The organism is Ruegeria profundi, assembly GCF_020171505.1.
Taxonomy (GTDB): Bacteria; Pseudomonadota; Alphaproteobacteria; order Rhodobacterales; family Rhodobacteraceae; genus Ruegeria; species Ruegeria profundi.
Genome location: NZ_JAIUZS010000009.1, coordinates 56,816 through 73,775 on the forward strand (window position 1 = coordinate 56,816; position 16,960 = coordinate 73,775).

17 protein-coding genes and 3 tRNA genes are annotated in these 16,960 nt (G+C 57.0%); 3 read left to right on the forward strand and 17 right to left on the reverse strand.

Annotated elements, in window-relative coordinates; all coding sequences use genetic code 11:
* Positions 1–79: 79 nt before the first annotated feature.
* Positions 80–156: transfer RNA gene (locus LCM21_RS18285), tRNA-Met, on the forward strand.
* Positions 157–453: 297 nt separating this feature from the next.
* Here the strand turns inward: LCM21_RS18285 and LCM21_RS18290 are convergent.
* From LCM21_RS18290 to LCM21_RS18355, 14 genes are all read right to left on the reverse strand, one after another.
* Positions 454–528: transfer RNA gene (locus LCM21_RS18290), tRNA-Phe, on the reverse strand.
* Positions 529–607: 79 nt separating this feature from the next.
* Positions 608–790, reverse strand: a complete 183-nt coding sequence (locus LCM21_RS18295) for a DNA gyrase inhibitor YacG (RefSeq protein ID WP_224891885.1) — start codon at positions 788–790, stop codon at positions 608–610.
* Positions 787–1,809 (reverse strand): ribonuclease E/G, encoded by a 1,023-nt coding sequence (locus LCM21_RS18300; protein WP_224891886.1) that lies wholly within the window; start codon positions 1,807–1,809, stop codon positions 787–789. Before LCM21_RS18300 ends, LCM21_RS18295 begins: the two co-directional genes overlap by 4 nt.
* Positions 1,806–2,384: a Maf family protein gene (locus LCM21_RS18305; RefSeq protein ID WP_224891887.1), complete on the reverse strand. Its 579-nt coding sequence runs from the start codon at positions 2,382–2,384 to the stop codon at positions 1,806–1,808. Before LCM21_RS18305 ends, LCM21_RS18300 begins: the two co-directional genes overlap by 4 nt.
* 11 nt (positions 2,385–2,395) lie before the next feature.
* Positions 2,396–2,614, reverse strand: coding sequence for a translation initiation factor IF-1 (gene infA / locus LCM21_RS18310; protein ID WP_005978431.1), 219 nt, complete (start codon positions 2,612–2,614; stop codon positions 2,396–2,398).
* Positions 2,615–2,705: 91 nt separating this feature from the next.
* Positions 2,706–3,581, reverse strand: coding sequence for a carbon-nitrogen hydrolase family protein (locus LCM21_RS18315; protein WP_224891888.1), 876 nt, complete (start codon positions 3,579–3,581; stop codon positions 2,706–2,708).
* Positions 3,582–3,731: 150 nt separating this feature from the next.
* Positions 3,732–4,346 (reverse strand): GNAT family N-acetyltransferase, encoded by a 615-nt coding sequence (locus LCM21_RS18320; protein ID WP_224891889.1) that lies wholly within the window; start codon positions 4,344–4,346, stop codon positions 3,732–3,734.
* Positions 4,339–4,737 carry a ketosteroid isomerase-related protein gene (locus LCM21_RS18325; protein WP_224891890.1) on the reverse strand — a complete coding sequence of 133 codons (399 nt, stop codon included), beginning with the start codon at positions 4,735–4,737 and terminating at the stop codon, positions 4,339–4,341. Before LCM21_RS18325 ends, LCM21_RS18320 begins: the two co-directional genes overlap by 8 nt.
* Positions 4,734–5,192 carry an arsenate-mycothiol transferase ArsC gene (locus LCM21_RS18330; protein ID WP_082677600.1) on the reverse strand — a complete coding sequence of 153 codons (459 nt, stop codon included), beginning with the start codon at positions 5,190–5,192 and terminating at the stop codon, positions 4,734–4,736. Before LCM21_RS18330 ends, LCM21_RS18325 begins: the two co-directional genes overlap by 4 nt.
* A 3-nt stretch (positions 5,193–5,195) precedes the next feature.
* Positions 5,196–5,675 carry a UPF0262 family protein gene (locus LCM21_RS18335; RefSeq protein ID WP_068341061.1) on the reverse strand — a complete coding sequence of 160 codons (480 nt, stop codon included), beginning with the start codon at positions 5,673–5,675 and terminating at the stop codon, positions 5,196–5,198.
* A 98-nt stretch (positions 5,676–5,773) separates the two neighbouring features.
* The gene (hisD, locus tag LCM21_RS18340; protein ID WP_224891891.1) at positions 5,774–7,075 is read right to left on the reverse strand and encodes a histidinol dehydrogenase; all 1,302 of its coding nucleotides are present in this window, start codon (positions 7,073–7,075) and stop codon (positions 5,774–5,776) included.
* Between the two features lie 158 nt (positions 7,076–7,233).
* Positions 7,234–7,710, reverse strand: a complete 477-nt coding sequence (locus LCM21_RS18345) for a DUF2948 family protein (protein ID WP_224891892.1) — start codon at positions 7,708–7,710, stop codon at positions 7,234–7,236.
* A complete protein-coding gene (gene murA, locus LCM21_RS18350; RefSeq protein ID WP_224891893.1) occupies positions 7,707–8,975 on the reverse strand; it encodes a UDP-N-acetylglucosamine 1-carboxyvinyltransferase in 1,269 nt (422 codons plus the stop codon). Before murA ends, LCM21_RS18345 begins: the two co-directional genes overlap by 4 nt.
* Before the next feature lie 6 nt (positions 8,976–8,981).
* Complete coding sequence (locus LCM21_RS18355) at positions 8,982–9,137, reverse strand: hypothetical protein (protein WP_224891894.1); 156 nt, start codon at positions 9,135–9,137, stop codon at positions 8,982–8,984.
* A gap of 83 nt (positions 9,138–9,220) precedes the next feature.
* On the opposite strand from LCM21_RS18355, the gene LCM21_RS18360 reads away from it, so the two are divergent.
* A tRNA-Thr gene (locus LCM21_RS18360) sits at positions 9,221–9,295 on the forward strand.
* A 223-nt stretch (positions 9,296–9,518) separates the two neighbouring features.
* Here LCM21_RS18360 and LCM21_RS18365 read toward each other — a convergent pair.
* The 3 genes from LCM21_RS18365 to LCM21_RS18375 all read right to left on the reverse strand — a co-directional run bounded on the left by LCM21_RS18365 (position 9,519) and on the right by LCM21_RS18375 (position 14,282).
* Complete coding sequence (locus LCM21_RS18365; RefSeq protein WP_263619057.1) at positions 9,519–10,169, reverse strand: hypothetical protein; 651 nt, start codon at positions 10,167–10,169, stop codon at positions 9,519–9,521.
* A 12-nt stretch (positions 10,170–10,181) separates the two neighbouring features.
* The gene (locus tag LCM21_RS18370) at positions 10,182–11,582 is read right to left on the reverse strand and encodes a selenium-binding family protein (RefSeq protein WP_224891896.1); all 1,401 of its coding nucleotides are present in this window, start codon (positions 11,580–11,582) and stop codon (positions 10,182–10,184) included.
* 198 nt (positions 11,583–11,780) lie between these two features.
* The gene (locus LCM21_RS18375) at positions 11,781–14,282 is read right to left on the reverse strand and encodes a cation:proton antiporter (RefSeq protein ID WP_224891897.1); all 2,502 of its coding nucleotides are present in this window, start codon (positions 14,280–14,282) and stop codon (positions 11,781–11,783) included.
* A 558-nt stretch (positions 14,283–14,840) separates the two neighbouring features.
* Between LCM21_RS18375 and LCM21_RS18380 the strand changes: the two genes are divergently transcribed.
* A complete protein-coding gene (locus tag LCM21_RS18380) occupies positions 14,841–16,892 on the forward strand; it encodes a trypsin-like peptidase domain-containing protein (protein ID WP_224891898.1) in 2,052 nt (683 codons plus the stop codon).
* Positions 16,893–16,960: the final 68 nt, after the last annotated feature.

The following is a 16,960-nucleotide window of genomic DNA, read 5'->3' on the forward strand; positions in this document are numbered from 1 at the left end:
AGGTGGAAAAGAATCCGACATCGACCGTGTTTTCCTCTTGACCCTATCAAGCCCCTCGCTTAAATCGCCTCTCACTCATGGCGGAGTAGCTCAGTTGGTTAGAGCAGCGGAATCATAATCCGCGTGTCGGGGGTTCAAGTCCCTCCTCCGCTACCATTTACTTCATTCAAAAATCTGACCACCTTGCCGCGTTAATCTTTCTAGGTTCGGGTTATAGTTGGGAACCCTTACCCTACCCCCAAAGCACCGCGGTAGTTTTCGGACAATTTGGTTCGATTTTCCGCATATTTATCAGCGCTGGTCGTTTTATGAGTACTGCACCGATTTGAGCAATACGGCGTCTAACGGTCTAGCGGCCTCACGCGTCAAAAGCGCCCTACACCGAATGCCAAGTAAACAAATCTAGATCGAAAGAAATCCATTTTCCTGGCGTGATATGCCTCAGTGAGAAAATGGTGCCCGGGGGCGGAATCGAACCACCGACACGAGGATTTTCAATCCACTGCTCTACCCCTGAGCTACCCGGGCACGGGAACGATTATCATCGTTGGGTGGAGGCCTTCTATGACTTGCACCAAGCAGTGTCCAGAGGCTTTTTTACATTTTTTCAATGTGGACGCTGTTGCTCTGGTTCGTCTTGTGAGCCGTCGGCGTCAAGGTCTTCTGCGCGCTGCGACGGAACCGCGTATGAGCCGTTTAGCCACTTGGCAAGGTCGATATCCGCACAGCGCTTTGAGCAGAACGGACGAAACTTGATCACGGTGTCGGAACCGCAAATCGGGCAGCTCATTTCAGCACCTCCGTTAGGGGGATTCGGCCGCGTTTGCGTTGCAGCTCGTAATGGCCCAGCGGGGTCCATCCGGCCAGGTTGGTTTCGATACCGTCGGCTTTGAACGCGGCGCGCAGGGCGGATTCGAACCCGCGTCGGTCTTTTTTTGGCATAGGTGCCAAGTCCAGCGTAATTTGTCCCCCAAGCCCCCTTACACGCAGCGCGCGGGCCAACGCTTTGGCGCAGGCGAAGTTCGCTTTGGTTCCAGCGGCCAGCGATGTGTCTGACCCGGTGTTCACGTCTACTGCAACCAGCGCACGCGTGGGCTGTATGTACAAACGGCCCCCGCCTTGCAGAGGTTCGGAAATCCCGCGGGCCATGTCTAACGCGTCAAGCACGCCTTGCTCCTCGAATCCGCCGGCATGCGTGACCACCTCAGCCGGATCGGTCCAGTCGCGCCAGGCGAGGACGTGTGGGCCATCGCCTTCCAGCAAGAGGTCTGGTTCAGTACCCAAATCGTTCAGAACCTGATCGGCATGGGCCAGCATGGCGCTGATGTCCTGCGCAATTTCACCTGCATCCTCACCTTCGCAGCAAGACCGCAAGATCAGACCATAATCGCTGTTTTCCATGCATTCATGCGCGATCTCAAGCAGACGGTCACGCTCACCCTCATCGCGGATAGAGCGTGAGATATTCAAGCCCGGCGCATCGGGCGTAACGATCGCATAGCGGCTTTTGAACAGGATGCGTTCTGTAACCGGAAGCGCTTTGCCCGGTTCGGCATATCCCGTGACCTGCACCAGCATCAGGGTGCCGGGCTTTAGTCCACGAACTTGGCGCAGAAAGGCCGGGCCATCCGGTGTTGTCAGGAACATTCCGCCCTGCCCCTTCACCGGGCGGTCAGCGCGGGCGCGATAGATTGTGCCGGGCGCAGGGGCGTCTCCGGCAATCAGGAAATCCTCTAACCTGCCATCCACCATCAAGGCGGCAGCTTCGCGGCTGTCGATATGGTCCAAAACGATGGCGCGACCCTTCATGAGCCCTCACGATACAGGGGATATCCAATGCCTTGCAAAAGAGCAGCCGTTTCCGACAACGGCAAGCCTACGATGCCAGTGAATGAACCGGATATCCATGGAATGAACGCGCCGGCAGGACCTTGAATAGCGTATGCGCCTGCTTTGCCCTGCCAGTCATTGGTTGCAAGATATGCGTTGATTTCCTGGTCCGACAGCCGTTTGACCTTAACTTGGGAAACCACGTCGCGCTGTAGCACCCGCTCCCCACGCCGCACCGCGACCGAGGTGATCACGCGATGCCGCCGACCGGATAGCGCGTACAGAAACTCCGCCGCGTCCCCTTCGTTTTCGGGCTTGCCCAGAATACGGCGGCCAAGCGCAACCGTGGTATCTGCGCACAGGGTAATGTCGTCGCCATCTGCTTCAACTGCCTGCACCTTTGCACGCGTGATGCGATTGCAATACGGAACGGGCAACTCACCCTTTATGGGGGTTTCGTCAATATCCGGGGCGCGAATAAAATCAGGCTGTACGCCAAGCTGCGCCAGCAGGTCCAGCCGCCTTGGGCTGCCCGATCCTAAGATAAACGCCATTGTGGTTGGCGTTACTTGAAGCGATAGTTGATCCGACCCTTGGTCAGATCATAAGGGGTCATCTCGACCTGCACTTTGTCGCCAGCCAGAACACGGATGCGGTTCTTGCGCATCTTGCCTGCCGTGTGTGCGATGATCTCATGGCCGTTTTCCAGCTCGACCCGAAACGTCGCATTAGGCAGGAGTTCCTTCACGACACCGGGAAATTCGAGCGTATCTTCCTTGGCCATGTTGTCTCCATCATTACGTTGCACTCGCAGAATCTGCGAGGATGTGCGCTTAAATGAGCCTATTTTGGGCTTATTTCAAGGCCAGAATCACTCAAACACGGGATATTGTGATTGAATTGGCGCGGGGGGATTGCTCTGTCCAATGGGTGCGGTTCAGCACGTGCCCGTCTGCACGGACCTCGGCAATGGCCGAAAGATCAATATCCGCATAGGTCCATCCGGGACGGTTCATCGTTCCCTCAGACAGCACACCAGTCGAAGGAAACCCCTTGTCCGGCGGGCCAAAAACGCCGCCGGTACCTGTGTTCATATCCACCGCCTCGGACCAGTCATTGTTACCGACCAAGGACGCCATCACCGTAACGCATTGATTTTCCAGCGCCCGCGACATCGCTCCGATCCGGACGCGCCAGTAGCCTGACAGCGCCTCGGTACAGGACGGAACCAGAATCACGTCGGCTTCACTCAGGGCACGGCCAAGCAGGGGAAACTCGATGTCATAACAAATAAGCACGCCGATTTTGCCCAATGAGGTTTCAAAGAGTTTCAGCGGGCCGCCTGGCACAATGTCCCAGTCGTCGCGCTCGAACCGGGTCATGATCTGTTTGTCCTGATGGTCTTGCCCACCACCGGGTGCATAAAGCTCGGCACGGTTCACCGGACGTCCCGACCCATCCGTAATCGGGGCCGACGCACCCAGAATATATACCCCATATGTCTGCGAAAGGCGTCGATGAAGCGCCTGCCCCGCTTCCATCCGATCGGACACGGCGCGGATCGAATGTTCCAGATTTCCGGCGACCTCGGCCCCGTCCAGCGTTGATAGTTCCATCGCGCCGTATTCAGGAAAGACCAGCAGGTCGGCCCCCTGCCCTGCGGCTTCGGCCACCCATCGGTCCAACTTGTCTTCGTACTGCGCCCAACTGTCGAGCCAATCAAGATTATAGGCGGCGGTCGCAACTTTCATGACTACTTCTCAGATTTGGGTGCAACAAGACCCTAGAACCGGGTCACTGCGCTGTACAGCGATATCACCGCGCACAGCGCCTATGTTTGGACGTTGACACTGGGTTATCATTGGCCAAACAGAGTGAAAGAACGGACGGAAGATACGGTTTCAAACCTGACTTTCGCTTTTTGGCAAATCCCGTATCCAGAACTGCAGCGGCTTCATCGTTTCCTTCTCGGCACCAACGTCTTTCCATGAAAACTGCGCGATGGCGCCGGGTAGCAGATCATAGCCTCGCGCCCGCCAGAAGGTGTCCAGCGGCCGGTAGTTTTCCGGCCGCATGGGATGATCCGCCGCGCGCAGAACACTGCAAAAGGCGCATTTGGTGAAGCCAAGCCTGATGGCATGGGCTTCTCGTAAATCAAAGAACTTGTGGCCAATGCCCTGCCCTCGATAATCCGGCAGCAGGACGGACTCGGCACAGTAAAAAATCTCAGACACGTCCAGCCCTGAGCCGTCGAATGCAGCGCCAAAGTCGTCGGCATGATCAGTCAGAGGTGCGCCGGTTGACGCCCCGACCAGGCGATCACCGTCAAACACGCCCACAACGATGGCCTTGTCGCTGTCACGATAGGATTGCAGGTATCTGCGTTCGTAATCCAGATTACCGTCATAGAGGTAGGGCCACGCCCGAAACACCGCGATCCGAAGGCGTGCAACGTCGTCGAGGGCGTCTGAAAGGACAGCCCCGGTCAGGGCGTGAACCTCTGAGACCTCAGCCATTTGTGACCTGTCGCGCCCAGTCGGCAAGGTTGTAGAAGGTGGTGACGCGCGTGATCTTACCGTCCTTCAAGTCAAAAAACGAACCGGCAGGCAGCCGATAGGTTTGGCCATGCGCTTCGGGCAGACCTTCATCCGTTTGCAGGTAGGTGCCGTTGACCGTGAACTCAGCCGCAGCGCGGGTGCCGCCTGCGGTCTCGAAAACCACGATGTCGGTGAGGGTCTCGCGGTAACAGCGATTCATATGGGCACAAAACGACGCGAATTTCTGTTTTCCAACGCGAATCTGGCCTTCGTTCACATGGTGGGCCACATCATCGGACAGGCAGGCCAGCATGCCATCCACGTCCCCGGCATTAAAGGCGTCGAAATAGGTTTTGACGTTCTGGTTCATGTACACTCCGTAGGTTCGCCCCAGCGATCTTTAAGGTGCTTGATGATCTGATCGCGGGTTTGTCGGTAGTGGTTTAGCTTTTCCTCGCGTGTCTCGCCCAGTCCGGTAGGGTCCATTATTGGCCAATAATCGACATCCAGATGAAAAATTCGGGTCAACTCCAGCGCCCTGCGCTGGCTGGCAGGCGACAGGGCAACCACCAGGTCAAAAGAACTCAAATCGTCGCCCCATTCCTGCATTTCATCAAACGAACGCGACCGGTGCCGGGACAGTTCCACGCCGATCTCTTGGCAAACTGCGATGCAAAAACCGTCAATCTCAAGATCATTGTGCACACCGGCGGATTGCACATAGGTTCCGGTGCCGTAGAATTTCTTCATGATGCCTTCGGCCATCGGGGACCGAACCGAGTTGTGGTCACAACAAAACAGGACCGACTGCGGCAGAGGCGTCACCCGTCACCCCCCGAAATGCAGCACGCAAATAAGCGTGAACAGGCGGCGGGCGGTATCGCTGTCAATATCCGCTTTGCCTTCCAGCCGCTCTTGCAACACGCGACTGCCTTCGTTGTGGATACCGCGCCGTGCCATATCAATGGTTTCGATCTGACTGGGCGGCAAGGATTTCACCGCGTCGAAGTAACTTTCACAGATCTGGAAATAGTCTTTGACCACCTGCTTGAACGGCCCCAGCGAAAGGTGAAATTCCGCGGCTTTTTCTTCGGCTTCGGTCGCGACGTCGAACACCAGACGTTTGTCGCGGATCGAAAGGTGCAAGTGGTATGGCCCATCCGGAACCACGCGCCCCTCGCGCTGCGGCAGGGTAAAGCTGTTGTTTTCCAACAGATCAAAGATCGCGACCTTGCGCTCCTGCTCGATCTCGGGGGTCGGCGGGGGCAGGTTCCGGTCATCAAGTTCGATACGCGAAATGCGGGTCATGTTATCTGTGGTCCGTTCAGCTCAGCCCAGACCTATAACAACGCATTTCATTGAGCAACGCACACAAGCGCCAATATGGCGTAGCGGGTTGCGCCATATCAGCCATTCAGTCGATTAAGACGCGCCGTAACCGACAATCCATGCGCCTCAAGGCTTTCTGACTGCGCCAGTTGTTCTGCCGCAGGTCCGATCGCGCGCAGCGCCTCGGGCGTCACCTGGCTGAGTGTTGTGCGCTTGAGAAAGTCCATCACACTCAGACCGGAAGAAAACCGGGCTGACCGAGCCGTGGGCAAAACATGGTTGGGGCCGCCAACATAGTCGCCAATAGCTTCGGGCGTGTACTGACCCAGGAAGATGGCACCTGCGTGGATTGTCTTTTTACTCAGAGCGACAGGATCGCTCACACACAGCTCAAGATGTTCTGGTGCAATGCGGTTGGACAGGGCTGCAGCTTCGTCCAGATCGCGCACGGTGATCACAGCGCCGAAATCGCGCCAGCTTGCCCCGGCGATTGCACGGCGTTGCAAGGTTTCAAGACGCTTTTCAACAGCCTGCGAAACCGCTTGCCCGAACGCCGCATCATCCGTGATCAGGATAGATTGGGCGCTCTCGTCATGTTCGGCCTGGCTCAGCAGATCCAACGCGATCCAGTCGGGATCGTTGTCTTTGTCGGCGATGACCAGAATCTCTGACGGTCCTGCGATCATGTCGATGCCGACCTTGCCGAACACCCGGCGTTTGGCGGCGGCAACAAAGGCATTTCCCGGCCCGGTAATCTTATCTACCGGCGAAATGGTCTCGGTGCCATAGGCCAGCGCAGCAATGGCTTGCGCCCCGCCTATACGATAGATTTCGTCCACACCAGAGAGCCGCGCCGCCAGTAGGACCAGCGGATTCACCTGCCCGTCCGGCGTGGGAACGGTTATGGCCAGCCGCTCGACCCCTGCAACCTTGGCCGGGATCGCATTCATCAGAACCGAAGACGGGTACGATGCCAGCCCGCCGGGCACATACAATCCGGCCGCTGACACTGCCGACCAGCGCCAGCCAAGCGTTGCCCCGGTTGCGTCGGTCCACTGATAGTCTTCGGGCATCTGCTTTTCGTGATAGGCGCGGATGCGCGCAGCAGCCAGTTCCAATGCCACACGGTCCGCGTCCGCAACCTGCGAAACCGCCGCGTCGATGTCTTCGGCGGAGAATGCCATCGAACCGGGCGTCAACTCTAGCCGGTCAAACTGGGCAGTCAGTTCGATGACAGCGGCATCGCCCCGCGCGCGCACATCTTCGATGATCTGCGCGACCGTGGCATCCACATCAGGGCTGTCTTCGCGCTTGGCTGACAAAAGCGCCTGAAACGCGGGCTCGAAATCGGCCGAGGTCGTGTCAAGAAAAACGGGCATATGCAAGACTCCGAAAGCGTTTCGACGGGTCATACCGTCGAGGCACGACAGCCTCAACCCCGATGCGGGCTTTCACTTGTAGCGCGGCAGAAATCAAACGCCAAAAACCCTTGTTTTTAGCATTTTTGACACAAGTTCGTTCGTGATGCAGAGGTCGGTCATTCAGGATGATGCGGCGCGTGCCCGGATGGCGCCTTGTACGGGCGCGTCACATCCTTGAGCGTCGCGTCAACCGCCTCAACCTTTAGCCGGATGCCGCCGTCACCGGCCAGCGTCAACACAATATGACCCGCCCCGTCCTCGTCCGCCTCAAAATCGACCGATAGCAAAGACAGGATCATATCCTTGTCGCTGCGGTCGATTCCCTGACTGGCCACCGACAGCACCGAATCGAACACAAGAACTGACTGCACCCGCTCAAACGGCCGATCACGACGCGTAGCGGCATCTTTGTCTTCCCAGCGAAAGCGGTTCAGCAGCAATCCAAAACGGCGCTGCGACGGCTTCCACGTCATTTCGGTTACCGGGAACACGGCGTCCTGTGTCAGAGTCGAAATCACCTGCAGATCGTCCGCATCTTCGGCACCCAGGTTCAGCGGGGCCTCGCGTCCATCGTGAAAACTTGCGTCTGTCATTGGCCCTTGATCCGTTCGATTTTGGCACCCACGCCTTCCAGCTTGCGCACAACATGCTCATATCCGCGATCCAGATGATAGACCCGGTTGACCATTGTTTCGCCCTCAGCTGACAATCCGGCCAAAATCAACGAGACCGACGCACGCAGGTCCGTCGCCATAACGGGCGCGCCTTTCAAACGTTCGACGCCCGTGACCGTGGCCGTACCGCCATGAACCTCGATATTCGCACCCATGCGTACAAGTTCCGGCGCGTGCATGAAACGGTTTTCGAATATGCGTTCCTCAAGAACCGAGGTCCCTTCGGCCGTACACATCAACGCCATCATCTGCGCCTGAAGGTCTGTTGGGAAGCCCGGAAACGGCTCTGTGACCACATCCACCGATGTTACACGCCCGTTCTTGCGCGCCACTTTCAGGCCGTTCTCGGTTTCCGAAACACTTACACCAGCCGCGTCCAACTTGGCGGCGAAAGACTCAACCAATGACATACGGCCACCCAACAGTTCAACCTCACCGCCGCAGATGGCCGGGGCCAGCATATAGGTGCCCAACTCGATACGGTCGGTGACAACCTGATGCGTTGCCCCGTGCAGCCGGTCGACACCCTGAATCTCGATGGTCGAGCTCCCTTCGCCCGAAATCTGAGCGCCCATCTTACGCAGGCACTCGACCAGGTCGACGATCTCAGGCTCGCGCGCGGCGTTCTTGAGAACCGTGGTGCCCTTGGCCAGCGTTGCCGCCATAACGATATTCTCGGTTGCCCCCACCGAAGCAAAGCGCATCTCATGCACGGCACCTTTCAGCCCCCCCGGTGCCTTGGCGTGCAGATAGCCATCCTTCAGCTCGATCTCAGCGCCCAGCGCTTCAAGTCCCTCAACGTGCAGATCCATCGGGCGCGCGCCAATCGCGCAGCCACCCGGTAATGACACAACCGCCTGACCCAGCCGCGCCAGCATCGGGCCCAGCACCAGGTTGGATGCGCGCATCTTGCGCACAATCTCGTAATCCGCCGTATGGCTGGTCAGGTCATGGCTCGACATCGCCAGAACCTGCCCGTCCTGCAACGCGGACACCTCAGCCCCCAGCGATTGCAAAAGCAGGGTCATGGTTTTGATATCGCTCAGCCGCGGCGCGTTGGTCAGCGTCAGCGGTTCTTCGCTCAGCAAGGTCGCGGGCATCAGCGTCAGGCACGCATTCTTGGCCCCCGCGATCGGTATTTTACCGTTCAAAGGCCCATTGCCCGTCACCAAAATCGAATCCATCTGCTCTTATCCCTCGTCCTTTACGGATTTATCCTCGGATGCCGCCCGCGCCTTGGCCTGCGCCTTGCGCCGCGCCATATTCGCCTTCAGCGCCGCCTTCAGACGCTCTTCGCGCGCATCCCCGGATTTGCCCTGTTTTTTGGGTGTCGTTCTGTCTGCCATAGTCTTTCTCTACAGGAGGCGAAAAAAACCGTCCAGAGACCCTTGCGCCGCGTTTCGTTTGAGTCTAATCACCCGCCCACAGCGCTGCTGTAGCTCAGAGGTAGAGCACTCCCTTGGTAAGGGAGAGGTCGAGAGTTCAATTCTCTCCAGCAGCACCATCAACATCCTGCAAATAAACAGTAATCGAAGTCGCCGAAAAAGTGATTTCGTTGACTGAGTCCTGCAATACCGGATAAACGCTATTTGTCTGGCAAGTTTTTTGACGCCTGCGGAACACTAAACTCTAGTTTGTCCTTGCAGCTTCTAAACCCAAGGTGCCCTGCGCAGCGTGTAGCATTTGTTGGCAAATCCTCTAAAAGCTTACCCGAGGGATCGATCAACTTAGTGCACAAACATAAGCGACAGAACTCCTACAAGGATCAGGCTCAGCGCCCACACCAGATCAAGGTTGAACCAGCTCTTGGAAAGAAATCGCAGCCCCAGCCAACGGTAGACTCCGAACGCAAGCAGACCGCCAGAGGATGTCATCGCAGCTGTGTGGGCCAAAGCAACCAACACGGCGACTTTCGCGTTACCGGTCATCAGGTCGGAGGCGGCGGCGTGACCCGCGTCAGTTGCGATCGTGCGGCAGATGCCAAGATAGATAGGCACCAACATCAATCCCGCGCCATGCGCCATTGCCGCCAGAAATGACCACAATGCAAGCCGAGACGGCGGCACACGCGCAAGAAAGCGCGGGTGGCGGCGGTTGAACAAAAGATAGACGCCAAGCCCGATCACAAGACATGCCGCGCCAATCTGAATTTCCCGTTGCCGTTCAGCCAGAAACAGCAGCGCTGTGAAAGGAAAAAGAATGGCAGCCATTGCAACGAGATGCCCGGCGGCCAGAGCGATCAATGCGTTGAAGAAACTGTTGCGGCTCTTGTCCATCAATGCGGCGGAAACCGCCAGCGGCCACCCCATCCCGGGATTGATCCCATGGTATATGCCCGAGGCGACAACAGCCCACCAAAGAGCTGTTGTCGTTTCCAATCCGCCCACGCGTCAGACGGACGGGTAGCAGAAACTATCGGTAGAACAGTCGCCGCCTTCAAGGCGTATCTGGTGGCTGCGATAACCTTTTGGGAACTCAACATAGAAATCCTTGTCCAGTTCCAAGCCACCGTTTTCACCGACATTCGCCATGACCATTTGCCCGCCCTCATCGCCTGGGTAGAATTGATCATCCCAAGTTGAATACAACGAGTTGGTCCAATAGACCCGCTTGCCATCCCGGCTGATCTCGACCATTTGCGGACCGTAGGCAAAGCCTTTGCCATTCGGATGCTTCGCGCCGCGCGCAATACCGCCTAGCTCTACCTTCCCGGTCAGCTTGGGGTTCATCGGGTCGGAAACATCATATTGGTGCATTTCACCCTGACCCCAGCACGCGACATAGAGGTACTTGTCGTCAAGGCTCAGGTCGATGTCGGTGACCAATGGCGGTACGGCCTCAAACCCTTGCAACAGCGGCGGAAGGTTTTCAGCCTTCTCTGGCCGGGGATCAATCGTGATTGTCTTTTTCGCCTCAAACGTGCCGTCGTCTTTTTGCCACCACGTGAAGATGCAACCCTGCAGGTTCGTCGTGTCGACCACGACACCACAGAAGCCATAATCCTTTGCAGGATCATGAGCGGGCCGGATTTCCAAAGCCATTTGATGGTTTTCGCCCAGGTCAATAGTCTGGACATTCCGACGTTCGCGCAAATTCCAGAAGTGAATCTTGTGGCCATATTTGTTGGACAGCAAGTCCTCGGCCACGATCCCGTTTTCGAACTGCGGCGGCAAACCCCACTCGGAACTCACCATGTAGTCACGCGGAAGGTTCCACCAGAAATCATAGTGTTTGTCTTGCTCACCCCGGTCCATTTCGTAGCGCCCGAGGATATCAAATGTTTCGCAATCCATGATAAAAATGCCCGGAGGTCCATCAGTTCCATCCGGCCCGCCGCCGCCGAGTGTTGAAACGTAGATACCTTCGGGGCCGCAATGGATTGTATGGGGACGCGAATAACCGGTTTTGGCGAAGACTTCTTCTGGCTCGATAATCTTGTGAATTTTTGCCTTCAGCGGCTCCTTCACGTCGATTACATAAATGCGAGAGGACCGGATACCCGGTATAATCAGATATCGCCGCTCTAGAAAGGCGTGTCCGGTCAATGGAGACAGCGCCGAAGAGCAGGCATTCCAGCCAAAATGATGAAACTCATCCCCCTTGTTGGGCATCATAAGCTTGTGGACGATCTGGCTGTAAGTCTTAGAATTCGGATCAACATCTATAACGGCCAGCCCATCGGGTTCCGAACCATCCGGGCTGAGCATCAATGTGAAGGCAAGCGTTTCCGCAGGCGCTTCCATGGCAAGTTTTGGGGTTGCGTGAAATGTAGGGTCAGGTCTCAGGTTCATAGCGGGCTCCTCCCAGGCCATAAGCGGCAGATCACTTGCAAGACGGATCTGATCTCGCCTGGCGGGAAGAGTGCCATAAATTCCAGATTCGTTGAAATGTCGCGTTTCTGGTGCGATGGGCCAGCGAGCTAGAGCCAAGTCGACAGCTCATGACCGCAGTACGGGACAGCACTCAGTTCGATAGAGCGACAAAGAAATTCACTCTGTTTCGATGAGCTTACGCAGTTCAACGCCCTGGTTTGCAGCGCTCGCGACTATTGCCTCACGCAGGGACTTGCTGCGCTGGACAAGTCTGCGGAATTTTTCCTCGTCCAAAATCAAAAGCGTTGTGGGCACAATCGCACGGACGGTTGCCCGGCGTTTTTGACGCAGCAACAATTCAGTCTGACCAAAAATTTCACCTCGACCCAAGCGCCAGCTTTGTCCAGCCATTTCCAGCTCAACCGCGCCTGAGACGATAAAGTAGACCCTGCGGGCCGGGGCGTTTTTCTGGATGATAATCTCGCCTGCTTCTACGTGGCGGGTCTTTAATGCGCGCACAAGGCGGCGAAGCCCAGACGGGCTTACGTCCGACAGAACCGGTATTCGTTTTACAAGCTCCGCCGCCCGCGGTGCGATATCGATCATCGGGCGCGCTTCGGCTGCCGTGCGCTTTTCGGAAACGTCATGCAAAAGCACTGAATACAGTTCGGCCCCAATCAAACCCTCGTCGAACATCTCGGAGTATTCCCGTTCTTCCAGCCGCAAAGCGATACGGCGGATGAAGCGGCGCTGAACTTCTTCGGCAAAGCCGGGATACTGAAGCTGAAGGCCATCAAGGGCGGTGTCTACATACTCGGCCCTGCGGTCAATAAGCTCCCTGAGGATGCCCGCGACGCGACGCCCGTGTATCCGGCGAATGCGTTGATCCACAAAGCGGTAGATATCGCGAAGCACCAGACGTTGGGCAAGCAATACTTCAAAACGATGCGCGGTTACACGAGCCAGCGGAGCCCGCAAACGCAGTCTGTCATTCAGAAAAGCGGCGACGCGAAAAAATCTGCCGTAATCGATGGTTCGGCGCGCCGCCCGCAGATACCCCGTGCGCCCTTGCAGGCGCGTTGCCTCAATCAGTCGATCAATGTCCAAAAGTGCCCGTTCGGCCAAACGTGTCGAAAGCGATCGGTCGCGCATGTGGCCCAGAACAAAATTCCTCTCGGCACCGGCCAGTGCGATAAGGCCCAGGGTTACGCGATCTCGGTCCAGAATATCTTTGCGTTCCTCTGCGGAACGCACCGCGGCCTCAAGCCTTTGACCGAACTGGACGGCCTCAGACCGGATGATATCGGGCTTCAGTTCATAGCTTGATGTTGTCTTTTCCACGTCTTCGCGGACCGTCTGCAATGAAACGGCGATGACCTGCCGGGACAGGGCTTCGTCCACGGCTGAAAGCTTATCAAGCCCAAGGCGGCGTATGAATGGCCGAAGGGTTGGTCCCTGAACGATAAGGGTGAACAGGGTGAAACCCGTCGCAAGGATACCAACAGCCCTTTTTGTCTCGGCCGCGACTTGGGCGTTCTCTGTAACGGCCAATGCCAGCGCAAGGGTTACTGCACCGCGCATACCTCCCCAGAGAATTGCAAAACGGAACGGGCGATCCACTGGCGGAGAAACACGTAGCAGGGTCAAAAAGGGCAGAAAGCCAAACAGAATAAAAACGCGGGCAGCAACGGCTGCAACAATTACCACAAGGATCAGCCCAAAATCTGACCACTGAAAGCCGCTCAGCAACCTTGGGATCAGCAGTGCGGCAAGAATAAAGATCAGCGCCCCGGCCCAATGCGCAAGCACACCCCAAACATCCGACAAGCGCGCCCATGCCTGCGGGGTCAAACGCCCAGGCGCAGACAGGTTCAGTGTGATACCGGAAACAACTACTGCAATGACGCCAGATGCACCGACACTCTGCTCGGCGACGACATAGGCAAGGTATGGCAACGCGATCGAGATTGAGATCTGCGCCAGTTCAAAGCCCTCGATCAAGGACATCAACCACAGGCTGGCGCGGGCCAGGATCCAACCAGTCACGGCACCCCCAACCAAAAGCAAGGGAAACTGGATAAGAGCGTCACTTGGCTTTGGGTCCGGTGCGCCAACCATCACAAAGCCGATGAACAGCCCGAACAATGCAATCGCGGCTGCATCATTCAGCAGGCTCTCTCCTTCGATTATCCGGGACAGTCTTTGCGGCGCCGCAATTGACCGAAAAATACTCACAACAGCCGATGGGTCGGTTGTGGAAATAATCGCGCCCAGCAAAAGACATGCGACTACAGATAGCGAACTTACGGCTGCCAGGGCAAAGCCAACCGTGAAGGTGGCGACAAAAACCGCGACGATTGCCAGGACGAGTATGGGAACCCAGTCATCCATCATGCGCCGCAAGTTCATTCCAAGCGTCGCTTGAAAAAGGAGCGTTGGCAGGAACAAGTACAGGAAAACATTCGCACTGATCGGTAGCCCGAGGATGGCTTCGGCCACTGGGTTCATCACTTCGGTCAGGTCGGTTCGAAGAAAAAAAGCCGCGGCCACGCCAATAATCGTGCCCAAAACGGCAAGGACGACACTATACGGAATACGAAGCCGCGTTGCGGCTGGCTCGGCCAGGCCGATCACGACGAAAAGCGATGCAACCACTGTTGTTACAAGAACAATATCCATTACACGTCTCTGATCTGGCTAAAGCTATGCCACAGGATTATTCTTGCAACCTGCTTGCCAAGTGGCCCCTAAATGCCTTGCACGTTGAACCCGAAAACTGTCCAAAAGCGCAATATTTCAAATTCTTTTTTAAAGTCAGGCGAACGGCTTACTCTTTCGCCTCTTTTAAGCTCTTTACCAGTGCTATACCAACAGATTTCAGCCATCCGCTTGGCCTGTTTTCCGAATCCGTACAGCAGTCAGGAACGCCAACGTGGCCCTATTCGCTTTGAACTGCCTCGATATGTTAGCATCCATCAGCCACGACGGAGGTCAGGGAGCAAGACACGCGTTCCTTTGAGAAATGAAGGCTGAAGTACGGCGGAACCCAACCTTGCCGAACGGACTTTTTGAAAGGCCAACTCAAATATCGGTGCGGAGCGATCCTGGCGTATCCACCCGGGCAAATCCAATCCGAAGACGTCAGGTCTGATGGCGACCATATTGTCCCTGCCCCTCCAACAAGCGTGTCCAGGGGAGGACAGCAGGGTTAGTGTTTTTAGAACGGAGACATCAATCGTGATCAGTATCACAGCCCCAATGAGAACCCTTACAGCACTCGCGGTGGCGGTAATGCTACCGTCGGGATCATCTGGCGAGACATCGCACGGCTTTCCCGCTGACACGATCAAATCGGTTGTGTCCGTGCTTCCCGTGTGGCCCGGCCACGCGCAGGGCGGTGCAGGTACACGACCGGGGGTTGCGCCGGAAGGCAGCGGTGTTGTGCTGCCCTCAGGCTTTATCGCAACGGCATGGCATGTCATAGAACCAGCCGATCGCATAGATGTGCGCATGTGGGATGGGCGTGTTTTGCCCGCAACGCTAATCGCGTCAGATGCCGCCAGCGATATCGCTCTGCTGCGCGTGGATGTTGATCTCCCGGGTTTTGAGATTGCCCCGCCACCTGCGCTGGCGGCACCAGCCTGTGCAATGGGCAATGCTTGGGGCTTGGGTATTTCCGTCACCTGCGGGGTGGTCTCGGCGCTCGACATTTCGGATGCTGGTTTCAATCCGGTTGAACACTTTGTTCAAACCGATGCTGCAGCAAACCCCGGAGTATCGGGCGGCGCGCTTGTCGATGCAAACGGGCGCCTTCTTGGCATGATGTCGGCCATATTTGCGTCGAGCGGTGATACAAACATTGGGGTTAATTTCGCGGTCTCGACCGACCTTCTGATCCGTGTTGCGGACGCGTTGGTCGAAGACGGCAGTGTTTCTTATCCCGATCCGGGCTGGAGCCTTGCAAACCCGGGCCGAAAGCAACTTGCCGAAAAAGCCGCGCCTGTTATTTCCGCGATACAACCGGGTGGCGCGGCTGAGGTTGCCGGGCTTTTGCCAGACGACCTTGTCACGCATGTTGACGGCCGCCGAGTGCTCAAGCCGCGCGACGCTGTCGCGGCCCTGTCCCTCTTGCCGGAAAATGCCGCGCAGGTCGACGTGAGAGTTGAGCGCGCAGGGCGACAGATTACAGCAGTGCTACTGCTGAATGAGCCTTCAACGGATGAACCAAGCACTGAGGCTCTCGGCGACTGCCCGCACCCCGCGCCGGTTTGCCGGTTGCGACAGGCGGTCTTCCCGATATCCAGTTTCGATCCGGTTGCCAGCGCCACGCGAATTGGGCCGAACCTGCTTGTGACCAACCGCCATGTGGTCGCCAATCAGCCGGATGTCGTTGTCTTTACACCGGACGGTCCGCGCGACGGACGTGTGGTGCCATCTGCATATGCCGGAGATCTTGCACTTATTGAAGTGGATGGGTTGCCGAGTACCGGTGTCATCGCTGAGCTGGATTACGAGAATGAAGCGTTTGACGAGACCTATGCGATCGGTGCGGATGTTGGCAGGCAGGAAGTACGCGTGTTTGAACCCGGCGCGCTGATCGCGGCACCTGCACCCGGCGCGGATCTTGGGCGCGTTCATGTGACATCTTATATGCAACCCGGCGTCAGCGGTGGTGCGCTGGTCAACAAGGACGGAGGGCTTGTGGGCATCAATGCCGGTGGCGGCGAAGGCCGCTATGAAGCCATTCCAGTCGCTGATATTCGAGCGCTTCTTTCGCTCAGAGATGATCCGCGCGCGACCGAGATTACGGCCAGCCTTGGGTCAGCTTTGGCGGATTGCGTTGACGCGATGGATGCCTTGGACGTCACCGCTGCGCAGGACAAGGATTTGGCAGCACTGGCCGACACCTGTTCCGCGACCCAAAATCAAGGACAGCTTTTGGAAGCAGGCCGCATTTTGGCGCGTGCGGGCGACTTTGACGCGGCGATTGCCCTTCATGGGCAGGCAGTCGATCAAGTCCCTAATTCTCTCAACGCACGCATTTCGCTGCTGGTATCATTGCAACTGGCGGGCAGGTTCAATGAGATGACGCACCACGCACGCCGCGCGATGGAACTGGCCCAGGATGACCCTCAGGTCCTGCGGTTCGCAATTCAATCCGGCGTATGGGGCGACGCACCGGAACTTGCTGAAGACGCATACATGGCCTTGCTTGAAGCTGATCCCACGCAAGCGCAAGCTGCGCGACGATTTATCGACAGTTCACCACCCGCCCCGACACGACAGTAGCTACGGATTTAACGGATTGGGAATCCATCCTGTTGAAAGCACACCGTCACGCTCGAACGGAGAAGGAT